Here is a 13,745-nt window from a genome sequence, read left to right on the forward strand (position 1 = left end):
TATGAGCAGAACATGAGTCCCGCTCACATTTAAGGATCTACGCGATGACCATGGTTCAACCTCCGTACCGCAGACTCAGATCCCTCACGGTGGTGTCCCTGCTCCTCGCCGTGATGACCCTGACACTCGGCCCGATGCCCAGCTCCGCGGCGGAGCCCAACTGGTGGGATCCGACCGCCCGGCCCGCACCCGACGCGCAGATCGGCGTCACGGGCGAGCCCTTCAAGGGCGCCGACGCCCAGGGGCGTGTAAGGGGCTTCGTCGACGCCCACGACCACATCATGTCCAACGAGGGCTTCGGCGGCCGGCTGATCTGCGGCAAGCCGTTCTCGGAGCAGGGCGTCGCCGACGCGCTCAAGGACTGCCCCGAGCACTACCCCGACGGCACGGGCGCCGTCTTCGACTTCATCACCAAGGGCGACGGGAAGCACGACCCCAACGGGTGGCCCACGTTCAAGGACTGGCCCGCCCACGACTCGCTGACCCACCAACAGAACTACTACGCCTGGATCGAGCGGGCCTGGCGCGGCGGCCAGCGGGTGCTGGTCAACGACCTGGTCACCAACGGCGTGATCTGCTCGGTCTACTTCTTCAAGGACCGCAGCTGCGACGAGATGACCGCCATCCGTCTTGAGGCGCAGAAGACGTACGACATGCAGGCATTCATCGACAAGATGTACGGCGGCCCGGGCAAGGGCTGGTTCCGGATTGTCACCGACAGCGCGCAGGCCCGCGAGGTCATCAAGCAGGGCAAGCTGGCCGTCGTCCTGGGGGTCGAGACCTCCGAGCCGTTCGGCTGCAAGCAGATCCTGGACGTCGCGCAGTGCAGCAAGGAGGACATCGACCGCGGCCTGGACGAGCTGCACCAACTGGGCGTGCGCAGCATGTTCCTGTGTCACAAGTTCGACAACGCCCTGTGCGGGGTGCGCTACGACTCCGGCGCCCTCGGTACGGCCATCAACGTGGGCCAGTTCCTGTCGACCGGCACCTTCTGGAAGACTGAGACCTGCCGCGGCCCGCAGCACGACAACCCCATCGGCAACGCGAAGGCACCCGGGGCGGAGAAGCAGCTGCCGGCGGGGGTGGCCGTCCCCTCGTACGCCTCGGACGCGCAGTGCAACACCCGCGGGCTGACCGGCCTGGGTGCGTACGCGGTGCGCGGCATGATGGAACGTCACATGATGCTGGAGCTCGACCACATGAGTGTCAAGGCCGCGGATCAGGCCTTCGACATCCTGGAGTCCGAGTCGTACCCGGGCGCCATCTCCTCGCACAGCTGGATGGACCTGGGCTGGACCGAGCGGCTCTACAAGCTCGGCGGGTTCGCCGCCCAGTACATGAGCGGCTCCGAGGCGTTCAGCGCGGAGGCCGAGCGCACGGACGCGCTGCGCGAGAAGTACAAGGTCGGCTACGGCTACGGCACCGACATGAACGGTGTCGGCGGCTGGCCCGCCCCGCGGGGCGGGGACACCCCGAACCCGGTCAAGTACCCCTTCCGCAGCACGGACGGCGGCTCGGTGATCGACAAGCAGACCGCCGGCGAACGCACATGGGACTTCAACACCGATGGCGCCGCGCACTACGGCATGGTCCCGGACTGGATCGAGGACATCCGGATCGTCGGCGGCCAGGGGGTCGTGGATGACCTCTTCTCGGGCGCCGAGTCCTACCTCCGCACCTGGGGCAACACCGAGCGGCACACGTCCGGGGCGAACCTGGCCTCGGGCGCCACCGCCTCGGCGTCCTCGTCGCAATGGTGGAACCCGTTCGTCAGCTTCGCGCCCGGCAAGGCCGTGGACGGCGACAACGGCACCCGCTGGGCCAGCGAGTGGAACAACGACCAGTGGCTGCGGATCGACCTCGGATCCTCGAAGCCGGTCGAGCGTGTCACCCTCGACTGGGAGGCGGCGTACGCGAAGTCGTACCGCGTCGAGCTGTCGGATGACGGCACGGCCTGGAAGACGGTCTGGTCCACGACCGCCGGTGACGGTGGCCTGGACACGGCGCGTTTCGCCGGAACTCCGGCGCGCTACATACGGATCAAAGGGCTGGAGCGCGGCACCCAGTGGGGCTACTCACTTCGCGAGGTCGGCGTCTACGCCAACTGGCGCACCCGTGAGGCGGTGTCCAGGGCCGGGGCCGGCCGAATCAGCTCTCCTGATCCGGCCGGCCCCGGCTGACTTTCCGGCGCGTTCGCCGACCGAGCCGCGCAGAGCGCAGGGAACCACACGCCGCGAAATTCGATAGCCCCCGTCAGGGGCTTGGCGTTGCGGGCTCGCATGCCTAACGTATGAACAGAACATGAGCCCTACTCACGTTTGAGGATTTTCGTGATCACTCACCACTCCGAAGCCCGCCTCTGGCTCCTGAGCACCCCTGGCACCTCGTACGCCTTCCGGCTGGACGCCGACGACGTCCCCCGGCACGTGCACTGGGGCCGGCCGCTGACCCCGGAGCAGGCCGTCGTGATCGCGGCCGACCTGCCCGACGAGGACCCCGGCGGCGACGACCCTGGGGGTGAGGAGTACGTGGTCGAGGGCGGCCTGCGGTTCGGGGCGCCGTCGCTGACCGTCCGGTTCGACGACGGTGTCCGTGGCTTCGAGTGGCGGTTCCTCTCGCACACGGTCGAGGACGACCTGCTCACGCTCTCCTTCACCGACCGTGTCCGCTCCCTCGGTCTCGACCTGCACTACCGGCTCCGGGACGGCCATGACCAGATCGAGCGCTGGGCCGTCCTCACCGCTGACGAGCCGGTTGACGTCCTGCGGTTCGACTCCGCCGCCTGGACGCTGCCCGCCCGCGACGACTACCGGGTCAGTCATGTGGTGGGGGAATGGGGCCGGGAGTTCCAACTCCGGCGCGACCAGGTGCCCGTCGGGGAGACCGTGTTCACCAGCCGCCTCGGCATCACGGGACAGCACGCCGGGCCATGGCCATGGCTGATGCTCGACGCGCAGGACGCCGCCGAGGAGCACGGCGAGGTCTGGAGCGCGGCCCTGGCCTGGAGCGGCAGTCGCCGGATCACCCTGCGCCGCGACACCTACGGCCGCGCCTCCTGGACGGGCGGGTTCGGCCACGAGGGCCTGGTCTGGAGGCTGACCGCCGGCGAGCGTCTGGAGACCCCGGTCTTCACCGGGCTGTATGCCCCCGACGGCTTCGGCGGCGCCAGCCGCCGCTGGCACGCATACGTCGAACGCGAGGTGCTGCCCGCCCGTCCCGCCGAACGCCCTTTGATCTTCAACTCGTGGGAGGCGACCGAGTTCGACATCAGCGAGAAGCAGCAGACCGAGCTGGCCGGCCTGGCCGCGGGTCTCGGCGTCGAGGTCTTCGTCGTGGACGACGCCTGGTTCGGCGCCCGCACCAGCGACATGGCCGGGCTCGGCGACTGGTGGCCCAACCCCGACCGCTTCCCGTATGGTCTGGGCCCGCTCGCCGACCACGTCCGCACGCTGGGCATGGGCTTCGGCCTGTGGGTCGAGCCCGAGGCGGTCAACCCCGACAGCGACCTCTACCGTGCGCACCCCGACTGGATCCTCTGCCAGGACGGCCGTACCCGCACCCGGCGCCGCCACCAGCATGTGCTGAACTTCGCCCGCCGCGACGTCCGGGAATGGGCGGTCGACTGGCTGGTCAGGACCGTCACCGAGCTGGACGTGGTCTTCCTCAAATGGGACATGAACCGGCCCTTCAGCGAGGCAGGGCAGCCTGGGGCCGCCGACCCCGACCGGGTGTGGATCGAGCACACGCGCGGCGTCTACGAGGTGATGGACCGGCTGCGTACCGCCCGTCCCGGGCTGTACCTGGAATCGTGCGCGGGCGGCGGCGGCCGGGCCGACCTGGGCGTGCTGGCCCGCGCCGACCAGGTCTGGACGTCGGACAACACCGACGCCGCCGACCGGGTCGCGATCCAGCACGGCCACGGCCAGCTGCTGCCCGCCCGGACCATGGGCGCCTGGGTCACCGACAGCCCGCACAGCTTCAGCGCCCGCCCGACCTCGGTCCGGTACCGCTTCCATGTCTCGATGGCCGGGGCGCTGGGCATCGGCGGCGACCTGCGGAACTGGAGCGAGGAGGATCTGGCCTGGGCCCGCATGCTGGTCGAGCAGTACAAGCGGATCCGGCCCGTGGTGCACGGCGGCGTCCAGTACCGCCTGGAGCACGACGCAGTGCAGTACCTCACCGAGGACGAGGTCGTCGTCTTCCAGTTCCAGCCGTCCGCGCTGATCCGCTCGGTCGCCCGCACCCGGCTGAAGGGCCTCGACCCCGACGCCCGCTACCGGGATGAGACCACCGGCGCCGTCCACGAGGGCGACGTCCTGCTCAGCCACGGTCTCCCGCCGCTGCTGTCCTTCGACTGGACGAGCGAGCTCGTCCACCTCAAGAGAGTGTCCCGATGAGCCTTGCCCCCGAGCTGCCCGATCACCCCGAGCGCAGCCGGCTGTCCGAGCGTCCCGAGGCCCTCGCCGAGCCCGTCCGCCGGGTCGGCCCCGGCTGGGTCGCCCTGTACGTCCTGGCCAACGTCGGGGTGTTCATCCCGATGCAGGTACCGACCACGTTCCTGATGCCTGAGCAGATCGCCCAGATCGACCCGGCGGGGAAGGTCGGCAGCTACGCCTGGGTCAGCATGATGGGCGCGATCTCGGGCATCGTCATCGCGCCGCTGGCCGGCGCGCTCAGCGACCGCACCACCAGCCGGTTCGGCCGCCGCCGGCCGTGGCTGCTCGTGGGCTCGCTCGTCTGCATGGCGACGCTGGTCTTCGCCGGCCTCCAGACGACGGTCGTCGGGGTCGCGCTCGGCTCCCTCGTGCTGTCCGCCTCGTTCATGATCATCGGCGCCGGACTCTCCCCGGTGGTGCCCGACCAGGTCCCGGTCGCCCAGCGCGGCGCCGTGCTGGGCTGGGCCATGGTCCCGCAGGCGGGCGCCCTGATCGCGGGCGGGCTGCTGATCGGTCTGGTCACGGGCTTCGCCTCGCAGTACCTGCTGATGGCCGCACTGCCGCTCCTGATCCTGCTGTTCGCGACCACCATGAAGGATCCGCCGCTGCCCCGCCGGCACCGCGAGCCGTTCTCGCTGCGCACCTTCCTGGACGGCTACCGGATCAGCCCGCGCGCGCACCCCGACTTCGTCTGGGCGATGAGCTCCCGCTTCATCATGGGTCTCGGCTACGGCATGGGCACGCTCTACCTGCCGTACTTCCTGGACGACGTACTGCACTACGAGAAGTTGTTCCCCGGCCAGTCCACCGAGGACGGTCTGCTCATCGTGATCGGCATCAATTGCCTGGCCACGATCTCTACGGTCGTCCTCAGCGGCTGGCTCTCCGACAAGCTGGGCAAGCGGCGCATGCTGGTCTTCCTCGGCGGCGTTACGATGGCCGTCGCCGCGGTCCCGCTCGCGCTGTCGCCCACGTGGACCATGACGCTGGTCGCGGCCGTCATCCTGGGCCTGGGCTACGGCGTGTATCTGGCCGTCGACACCGCCCTGGTCACCGAGGTGCTCCCCGCCTCGGCGGACCGCGGCAAGGACATGGCCCTGGCCAACCTGATGACCTCCCTGCCCTACGTCCTCGTCCCCCCGATCGCCTCGGTCGTGCTCGGCGGTCCGGGAGGCTACAGCTCGCTGTTCCTCTGCTCGGCGGCCATGTCCGCGCTGGGCGCGGTATTGGTCTGGAAGGTCAAGGCCGTCCGCTAGGGCCGGTCACCGGCGTCGATCGTTCAGATAGCTGTTGAGGACTCGTTTGCACTCAGCGATCAGCTGGGCGTCGCCCAGCGGATCGATACGGAAGGCGAGTTGCAGCACGCTGTCGGCGCACTCCAGGGCCACCCGCACCGCGATCTCGAATTCGGCGTCGTCCTGGACCCCTATCAGGGAGGCGGTCAGTGAGCGCAGCCTTCCAGCGACCGCGGTGTTGTTGTCCAGGGTCGGCTCCAGGATGTGGTCCTGTCCCACCGCGCCGAAGTCGACCACGCCGAAACCGGTGATCGTCCGGCGCATGGTGACGAACTCGTCGACGGTCACATCCACGATGCCCGAGATGCCCTCGGGCTCCTCTTGCTCCAGCCGGTCCGCGACCCGCCCCAGGAAGGACTCCAGATTGCGGGCGGCGAGCGCACCGATCAGCCCCTCCCTGTCGGAGAAGAACTGGTAAAGGGTGCCGATGGGCACTTCGGCCCTGCGGGCCACCTCCTTGGTGGTCAGCCCTGCATAGCCGACCTCGTCCAGGAGTTCGGCGCAAGCGTCCAGCAGCCGTTCGAAGCGTTCGGCGCTGCGCTTCTGGACCGGCAGCCGGCGCAGCGTCCCTGCGGTGCGATCTTGATTCACGCTTCCATCATCCCATCGAGCGGGTTAACGTGAGCCCTGCTCATGTTTCAGGAGGTTAGACGTGACACTGGACCATCTCCCCGCGGACTTCATCTGGGGCGCCTCGACGGCGTCGTATCAGATCGAGGGCGCCACCAAGGAGGACGGCCGCGGACCCTCGGTATGGGACACCTTCACTGCGCGGCCAGGCACAATCCGCGACGGGCACACCGGTGACGTGGCCTGCGACCACTACCACCGGTACGAGGAGGACATCGCGCTGATGGCCGAGGCGGGCCTCACCGGCTACCGCTTCTCCATCGCCTGGCCCCGGATCCAGCCGACCGGCACAGGCGAGGTCAATCCCCGGGGTCTGGACTTCTATGACCGGCTGGTCGACGGCCTGCTTGCACGCGGCATCGAACCTGTCCCGACCCTGTTCCACTGGGACCTCCCGCAGGGCCTGGAGGACAGCGGCGGCTGGCTGAACCGCGACACCGCGCACCGCTTCGCCGAGTACGCCGCCATCATGGCCGACAGGCTGGGCGACCGCGTCCAGAAGTGGATCACACTCAACGAGCCGTTCATCCACATGGTCTGGGGCTACGGTCTCGGCACTCACGCACCGGGCCGCACCCTGTTCCTGGACTGTCTGCCGGTCGCCCACCATCAACTGCTCGGCCATGGCCTTGCGCTGAGGGAGCTGCGGGCGCGCGGCCTCCAAGTGATGATCGCCAACAACTGCACCCCGGTCTGGGCCGCTTCGGACTCCCCCGCCGACCACGCCGCCGCGCGAGCCTATGACAACCTGCACAACCGCCTGTTCAACGACCCGATCCTCACGGGCACCTACCCGGACCTGTCGGACTTCGGCGCGGACACGCCCCTCGGCGGCTCCGTGCGGGACGGCGATCTCGAACTGATCTCGGCCCCCTTGAGCGCGCTCGGCATCAACTACTACAACCCGACCCGGATCCAGGCGCCGACGTCCGAGGGACTGCCGTTCGAAGAGGCCCCCATCGACGGCTACCGCCGCACCTCCTTCGACTGGCCCGTCGTCCCCGACGGCCTACGGGAACTGCTCGTCGGCCTCAAGGAGCGCTACCCGGCACTCCCGCCGGTCTACATCACGGAGAACGGCTGCTCGACCGAGGACGTCGTCAACGCGGACGGCACCGTCCTCGACCTCGACCGCATCGACTACTTGGACACCCACCTCCAGGCCGTCGACACCGCCGTGGCCCAGGGCGTGGACGTGGGCGGCTACTTCACCTGGACCCTGATGGACAACTTCGAATGGGCCGAGGGCTTCCACCAGCGCTTCGGTCTCGTCCACGTCGACCACGACACCCAGGTCCGCACCCCGAAGGCGTCCTTCGCGTGGTACCGCGACCTCATCCGCGCTCAGCGCGGTTGAGTCGCCCGCCGGGCGTCGCGGATTGCGTACTCGCGGGGTGGTGAGCTCCGGCACGTCACGCTGACGCCTCGTCATGCTCCGGGTGTGTGCCCCTCCGTCCACCGGACGGAGGGGCACGGGTCTCACACGGTTGCGATGCCCGGGTCACTCACGCCGACCTGACCGTTCTCAACGTGCCCGGCCAGGCGCCGCAGGTATCCGGCGTTGCCCTCGACCACGACCGTCAGGTCGTACCAGCGCTTGGTGGCGCGCAGGTCGATGCTCTGCACGACGGTGGCGCCGGCGCGGACCGTGTAGGTTTGGCGCCCGCCGCCGTACGCGTTGGTCACGGCGAGGTGCGCGTCGGCGGTCGACGGGTTGGTCAGGGTGAGCTTCAGGTTGCCGGCGTCGTGGCGTGCCGTCACCTCCGGCTCGGCGGCTTTGTTGTTGCCCTTGAAGGTGCGCAGGAAGCCGTTCGGGCCGTGGGCCGTGAGGTCGTAACTGCCGCCGGAGTAAACCGAGTTCCAGCTGTCCGAAACGGGCTTCCCGGCTGCCGCCGTGTACGTCCAGGGGCCGTCGGTGCGCTTCTGGGAGCGCACCTGGAAGGCGGCGCCCGCCTGGTCCCCCGCGCTGAACGTCAGCTTGTACTTGCCGGTCGTGAGGTCTGCGGCCCCGTCGACGTAGGGAGCGTAGGAGAGCGGGCGGCTCGGCCGCGCCCCGGCCTCTTGCCGGGGCAGCGTGCCCTGGGCGGGCGGCTTCGGTACGTAGCTGTTGTGGCGGTCGCGGTCCGGCGGGGCGTAGCCCGCGGTGTCCGGCAGGTCAGCCGGGTCCGTGATCTTGAGGGAGAAGTCGAAGGCGGATGTGAGGTCACCGCAGATGGCGCGCCGCCATGGCGAGATGTTGGTTTCCTTCACTCCGAACCGGTTCTCCATGAAGCGCAGGATCGAGGTGTGGTCGAAGGTCTCGGAGCAGACGTATCCGCCGGTGGACCATGGCGAGACCACGATCATGGGGACGCGCTGTCCGAGGCCGTAGGGGCCTGCGGCGTATCCGATGCTGCCCTTGTAGTGGTCGAGTGTGGTGTCGACGGTGGACAGGCCTTGACCGGCGGAGGCCGGCGGGTAGGGCGGCACGACGTGGTCGAAGTAGCCGTCGTTCTCGTCGTATGTAATGAAAAGGGCGGTCCTGCTCCATACGTCGGGGTTCGAGGTGAGTGCGTCAAGGACGTGCGAGATGTACCAAGCGCCGTAGTTCGCTGGCCAGTTGGGGTGTTCGGAGAACGCTTCGGGGGCGGCGATCCAGGAGATCTGCGGCAGCCTGGCGGCCTTGACGTCGGCTTTGAGGATGTCGAAGTATCCGTCTCCCGCCTTGGCGTTCGTGCCGGTGCGGGCCTTTTCGTACAGAGGGTCGCCGGGCTTGGCATTGCGGTAGTTGTTGAAATACAGCAGGGAGTTGTCGCCGTAGTTGCCGCGGTACGCGTCGTCGGTCCAGCCCCAGCCGCCGGCCGCGTCGAGACCGTCGCCGATGTCCTGGTACACCTTCCAGGAGATGCCCGCCTTCTCAAGGCGCTCGGCGTACGTCGTCCAGCCGTAGCCGGCCTCCTGGTTACCGAGGACCGGGCCGCCGCCGGTGCCGTCGTTGCCGACGTGGCCGGAGAGCATGTAGTAGCGGTTCGGGTCGGTCGCACCCATGAACGAGCAGTGGTAGTCGTCGCAGACGGTGAACTTGTCGGCGAGGGCGTAGTGGAACGGGATGTCGTCCCGTGTCAGGTGCGCCATGGTGCCGGCACCCTTGGCGAGTATCCACTTGTCGTACTTGCCGTTGTTGAACGCGGTGTGGCCGCCGGCCCAGTCGTGATCGAGGCCCGCGATGAACTGCATGCCGAGGTCGTCGGCGTCCGGGTGGTACGGCAGGGTTTCTATGCCGACGATTGCCTGGTTCCATACCGGTTTACCGCTGGGCAGCGTCACCGGGCGGGGGTCTCCGAAGCCCCGGACGCCCTTCATCGACCCGAAGTAATGGTCGAAGGAACGGTTCTCCTGCATGAGAACGACGATGTGTTCGATGTCCTGGACGGTTCCGCTGCGGCGCGCCGCGGGGATGGCGGCTGCGCGGTCGATGGAGCCGGACAGGGCGGCGAACCCCGTGGTGGCTCCGGCGATTTGAAGGAAGCGACGCCGATTGATTTCGGTCATGGCTGTGGGGATCCTCCTGTTGCTTCGGTGATGTCCGTCCACGAAGAGGGGCAGACGGAGTATTCAAGAGGACCCGGGCTTGAGGAAAGTGGGCTGAGGTGACGGTCGTGCAAAATGTGGACGGATGGTGTGCGGGACGTCAGCCCGTCGCCGCACGTCGTGTCACAAGTCCCGTTCCACTGCCCTCGGATCGGCTTGCGCTCCGTGCAAGCGCATCGGGAACGTCCTCGCCACCCCGAACCTCCCACCTAACGACAGCGTGGGACTCCACTGAATCCGTCGGAACGCTGCCATCGCCCGTGTGGGGCTCGTAAAGCCATCGCTGCAGGTGAGCAGCAATGTCCGTGGATGTCGGTGGTGGCTGGGACCCTGTCCGGATGATCGTGTCGCTGTTGTACCGTGCTGCTCGCACGATGCTGTCATACCGGCTGTCCTGCTGCGCCGGGACACTGCCAAGGACGCCGAGTTGTTGGTGCTGAGGCATGAGAACACTGTCCTGCGCCGTCAGCTCAAGGGCCCGGTCCGCTACGAGTCGGCCGACCGGTTCTGGTTCTCCGCGCTGTCCTCGCTGATACCGCGGCGCCGCTGGGCCGGCGTCTTCCCCGTCACCCCCGGCACCGTGCTGGCCTGGCACCGCAAGCTGATCGCCAAGAAGTGGGACTACTCCGCCCGCCGCAGCCGTACCGGCCGACCCCCGACTGTGGCCGCGCTCAGGAAGCTGGTGCTGCGCCTGGCCGGCGAGAATCCCCGGTGGGGGCACCGAAGGATCCAGGGCGAACTGGCCCGGCTGGGCCATCCGATCGCACCGTCCACGGTCTGGGGGATCCTGAACGCCGCGGGCATCGACCCGGCTCCACGCCGGTCCGGTCCCAGCTGGCGCGAGTTCCTGACCACCCAGCCCAAGGGATCACCGCGGCCGACTTCTTCCACGTGGACACCATGCTCGGAGAGCGCCTGTACGCCATGGCGTTCCTGGAACACGGCACCCGCCAACTGCACATCACCGGCGTCACCGCCCGCCCCACCCGAGCCTGGGCGACGCAGCAGGCCCGCAATCTCGCCGACCAACTCGACACGCGCATGGAGTCCCTGCGCTTCGTGCTGCGCGACCGCGCAGGTACGACCAGCCCTTCGACGCCGTCTTCGAAGCCGAGGACATGCAGGTGCTGTTCAGCGCGCCACGGGCGCCTCGGATGAACGCGCACTGCGAGCGGGTGATCGGCACCGTCCGCCGCGAGGCGCTCGACCACCTCTTGCTCATGAATGAGGCCCACGCCCGGCAAGTCCTTGCCGACTTCGAACGGCACTACAACACGCATCGACCTCATCGGGCCCGAGATCAACGGCCCTTTCACGCCTCCGGGCCGCCAGCCACCGTCCACGGCCTCGACGGCCGCAGACTCCTGCGCACCCACATCCTCGGCGGTGCTATCAACGAGTACCGGTACTCCGCTTGACCTGCGCCGATGACGGCATCGTGCCCGCGGCCGTCGTCGGGGTCGTGATAGCCAGCGGCGTGCACCGGGAGCAGGGTCAGCGGTCCGGTGGGGCACCACCAGACGCGCCGGTCTCGCCAGGCGGCCATCGCCGGGGAATCGAGGACTGGGGCGGCGACCGTGTCCCACAGCCATTCCAGCGTGGCCATCACGGTCTGCTGGCTCGGGCCGGCGGACGCTCCGGGGCTCAGCCTGTCCAGTGCTGCCAGATACCGCTCCGTACGGTGCTGTGCCTCGTCCGCGGTCAGGCCGGGCAGCGGGATCAGTGCGACCCTGCCCGGCGTCACGACGAGCGCGTCGCACCGGTACCGGCTTACGTTGACGATGACGAGCGGTCCGGCGGCCGTCGCCCCGGACAGAGCAGAGAAGGGCAGGGGCATCAGGAAGTGTTCGAACCCGGGTAGCCGACGAACCGTGCCGAGCAGTTCCTCCCGCTCCTGGGCGAGCTGCCGCAGTTGTTCCCCGGCGTCCTGCCCCGGGGCGGCACGGTGACGGCCGGCGCGCGCTCCGGGTGGTGGGCGGGCAGCCCGGCGAGGAGGCGGCGGCCAGTGGCGACGCCGGCCTCGAGCGCCGATACGTCTCCGGTTAGTTCGAATCTCTGCCGCGCCTCGGTGAGGACGGTCATGTACTGCTGTACAGCCCGGTATTCCTGCGCCGCCGCCTCGGGCGGCACCGTGGGCCGGTCGTCGGGGCCCGAGTCGAATGTCGCACGGCGTAGCACGGGCAGGACGGTTTCCCGGTACGCCCTGCACTCTTCCTCCCGGCGTTGGACCGCAGTGTCCAGCAGCTGTTGTGCCCGGTCGCGTCGCGGATCGTCGGGTGGCAGCAGCCGCAGGGTCGTCGACAGGCTGTCGCGGGCCTCGTCGAGGTCGTGCGGCGCCTCGGTGTCGTGGGCGCGCTGGAGGAGGGTCTCGCCCAGGCGCAGAGCGGTGTAGCGGGGTCCTCCGCAGAGGGACCTGCCACGCTCAGGGAGCGCCGCAGCAGCTCGACCGCCTCGTCCGCGTCGGACAGCGCACCGGTGCTGTCGTACCGGACGGCCAGATGCGAGCCGAGGTTGTGCAGCGCCTGCCAGTAGTCCCGCTCGGACGGCGGGGCGAGCGACAGCAGTCGGCGCAGCGCGGCGATGGCGGCGTCCAGGTCCTCCGTGGCGAAGGAGCACTGGAACCGGCAGTATGCCGCCTCGGCCTGCAGGGTGAGGCATCCCGCCAGATTCGGGCTGTCCGGCCGGCATGTCCACACCGCCCGGTGGATCGCCTCCTCGGCGGCGGCAAGGTCCGCCGGGTCGAGTCCCCCGTACCGGTAGCGCCTCAGCAGTGCGTAGCCCAGGTACCCGCTGCACACCGCCAGATCGGGATGGTCCTCGGGCAGCTCCCGCAGCGCCGGACCCAGCAGTTCGATGGCGCGGTCGCGGCAGAGCCGATCGTCGTCCGCCTTCCACCGCTCGATCAGCCGGTTGCCTTCCTCCAGGCGGCTCTGCGCCGTCGGCGGGGCCGGGCACGGTGCGGACCGCCGCGGCGCCAAGGCGCGCTGCCCCTCCAGCACCCGCAGGTCCGCGTGCAGGGACGACGCCAGCGCGCGGTTGTGCCGGGCGGCCAGCTGTACGGCCGCGTCAAGGACCCGTATCGCCTCTTCGAGGTCCTCGACGGCGCGCGTGAGCCGGTAGCGCTCGTGCAGGGCGACGGCGAGGTTGTGCAGCAGCTCGGGGCGTGTGCCACCGGCCCGCCGTTCCCGCTCCGTGCCGACGCGCAGGAGGTCCACGGCCTCGTCGAGGTCGGCCGCCGCCTGCGTGTACTCGAACCGGCGCAACAGGATGCTGCTCAGCGAGAGTTCGGCACCGGAGTGGTCCTTTCCGCCGACCGGGACGACGGACAGGAGCTTGCGGCACATCTCCGCGGCGACCGCGGCGATCTCGGCGGTCTCCTGCTGTTCGAGGAGCCTGGTCAGGCTCGCGCACACGACCCGCAGGACGTCGACGCGTCGGGGGTCCTCGGGTCCGATCAGGACCAGCGTCCCACGCCCCCGGGCGACGGCCCTGACCAGGGCGGCACCGTTCCCAGTCAGCCCGTGGAACTCGAGCCACCCGGAGGCGGCCAGCAGGTGGTAGTCCGCGATCTGAGGACGGTCCACCGGCAGGTCCTCCAGGGCGCGGTCCAGGGCGGTGAGTGCGATCAGCGGATCGGTGCTGGCGCGCTTCGCACCCACCAGCAGCTCTGCGGCGCTCTGCACCCGGCTTTCCGGGTTGGCGCCGAACTCCACGGACAGCTCCCACAGTTGGTCGCTGACCAGGTCCGGGTTGATGGCGTGCAGCAGGCCGAGCAGCGTGACGGTGGTGGGGAGATCCGGGGGTCCTGCTGCCA

The 13,745-nt window shown here is 69.3% G+C and carries 11 protein-coding genes; 6 read left to right on the plus strand and 5 right to left on the minus strand.

Annotation, left to right across the window (positions count from 1 at the left end):
• The first annotated feature begins 44 nt into the window (after positions 1–44).
• The 3 genes from OH735_RS01075 to OH735_RS01085 all read left to right on the plus strand — a co-directional run bounded on the left by OH735_RS01075 (position 45) and on the right by OH735_RS01085 (position 5,692).
• Positions 45–2,180, plus strand: coding sequence for a discoidin domain-containing protein (locus OH735_RS01075; protein ID WP_406378644.1), 2,136 nt, complete (start codon positions 45–47; stop codon positions 2,178–2,180).
• A gap of 150 nt (positions 2,181–2,330) precedes the next feature.
• Entirely contained in the window at positions 2,331–4,397 is a 2,067-nt protein-coding gene (locus OH735_RS01080) for an alpha-galactosidase (RefSeq protein WP_406378646.1), read from the plus strand.
• Positions 4,394–5,692, plus strand: coding sequence for an MFS transporter (locus tag OH735_RS01085; protein WP_406378648.1), 1,299 nt, complete (start codon positions 4,394–4,396; stop codon positions 5,690–5,692). The genes OH735_RS01080 and OH735_RS01085 overlap by 4 nt, the downstream gene beginning before the upstream one ends.
• A 6-nt stretch (positions 5,693–5,698) precedes the next feature.
• Here the strand turns inward: OH735_RS01085 and OH735_RS01090 are convergent, their stop codons facing one another.
• Complete coding sequence (locus OH735_RS01090) at positions 5,699–6,322, minus strand: TetR/AcrR family transcriptional regulator (RefSeq protein WP_266751471.1); 624 nt, start codon at positions 6,320–6,322, stop codon at positions 5,699–5,701.
• A 61-nt stretch (positions 6,323–6,383) separates the two neighbouring features.
• Between OH735_RS01090 and OH735_RS01095 the strand changes: the two genes are divergently transcribed.
• Entirely contained in the window at positions 6,384–7,718 is a 1,335-nt protein-coding gene (locus OH735_RS01095; RefSeq protein WP_406378649.1) for a GH1 family beta-glucosidase, read from the plus strand.
• 122 nt (positions 7,719–7,840) lie between these two features.
• On the opposite strand, the gene OH735_RS01100 is transcribed toward OH735_RS01095, so the two are convergent.
• On the minus strand, positions 7,841–9,892 hold the full coding sequence (locus OH735_RS01100; protein WP_406378651.1) for a phosphocholine-specific phospholipase C: 2,052 nt from the start codon (positions 9,890–9,892) through the stop codon (positions 7,841–7,843).
• A gap of 939 nt (positions 9,893–10,831) precedes the next feature.
• Here OH735_RS01100 and OH735_RS01105 point away from each other — a divergent pair.
• Positions 10,832–11,089 (plus strand): hypothetical protein, encoded by a 258-nt coding sequence (locus OH735_RS01105; protein ID WP_406378652.1) that lies wholly within the window; start codon positions 10,832–10,834, stop codon positions 11,087–11,089.
• Positions 11,086–11,349, plus strand: a complete 264-nt coding sequence (locus tag OH735_RS01110) for an integrase core domain-containing protein (protein WP_406378654.1) — start codon at positions 11,086–11,088, stop codon at positions 11,347–11,349. The genes OH735_RS01105 and OH735_RS01110 overlap by 4 nt, the downstream gene beginning before the upstream one ends.
• On the opposite strand, the gene OH735_RS01115 is transcribed toward OH735_RS01110, so the two are convergent.
• Genes OH735_RS01115 through OH735_RS01125 form a run of 3 tightly spaced genes read right to left on the minus strand, consistent with a single transcriptional unit; the run spans position 11,244 to position 13,644 of the window.
• Entirely contained in the window at positions 11,244–11,768 is a 525-nt protein-coding gene (locus OH735_RS01115) for a hypothetical protein (protein WP_406386935.1), read from the minus strand. The two genes, OH735_RS01110 and OH735_RS01115, sit on opposite strands and share 106 nt — an antisense overlap.
• Positions 11,768–12,013 (minus strand): hypothetical protein, encoded by a 246-nt coding sequence (locus OH735_RS01120; protein ID WP_406378655.1) that lies wholly within the window; start codon positions 12,011–12,013, stop codon positions 11,768–11,770. The genes OH735_RS01115 and OH735_RS01120 overlap by 1 nt, the downstream gene beginning before the upstream one ends.
• Entirely contained in the window at positions 12,010–13,644 is a 1,635-nt protein-coding gene (locus OH735_RS01125) for a hypothetical protein (protein WP_406378657.1), read from the minus strand. Before OH735_RS01125 ends, OH735_RS01120 begins: the two co-directional genes overlap by 4 nt.
• Positions 13,645–13,745: the final 101 nt, after the last annotated feature.

This window comes from Streptomyces sp. NBC_01618 (genome assembly GCF_045209435.1).
Taxonomy (GTDB): Bacteria; Actinomycetota; Actinomycetes; order Streptomycetales; family Streptomycetaceae; genus Streptomyces.

What these genes read in the sequence shown, in the direction of transcription:
- OH735_RS01075 (WP_406378644.1), top strand. Translation starts at nt 45, where the DNA reads ATGACCATGGTTCAACCTCCGTACCGCAGACTCAGATCCCTCACGGTG.
- OH735_RS01085 (WP_406378648.1), top strand. Translation starts at nt 4,394, where the DNA reads ATGAGCCTTGCCCCCGAGCTGCCCGATCACCCCGAGCGCAGCCGGCTG.
- OH735_RS01100 (WP_406378651.1), bottom strand. Translation starts at nt 9,892, where the DNA reads ATGACCGAAATCAATCGGCGTCGCTTCCTTCAAATCGCCGGAGCCACC.
- OH735_RS01105 (WP_406378652.1), top strand. Translation starts at nt 10,832, where the DNA reads ATGCTCGGAGAGCGCCTGTACGCCATGGCGTTCCTGGAACACGGCACC.
- OH735_RS01110 (WP_406378654.1), top strand. Translation starts at nt 11,086, where the DNA reads ATGAACGCGCACTGCGAGCGGGTGATCGGCACCGTCCGCCGCGAGGCG.
- OH735_RS01115 (WP_406386935.1), bottom strand. Translation starts at nt 11,768, where the DNA reads ATGCCCCTGCCCTTCTCTGCTCTGTCCGGGGCGACGGCCGCCGGACCG.
- OH735_RS01120 (WP_406378655.1), bottom strand. Translation starts at nt 12,013, where the DNA reads ATGACCGTCCTCACCGAGGCGCGGCAGAGATTCGAACTAACCGGAGAC.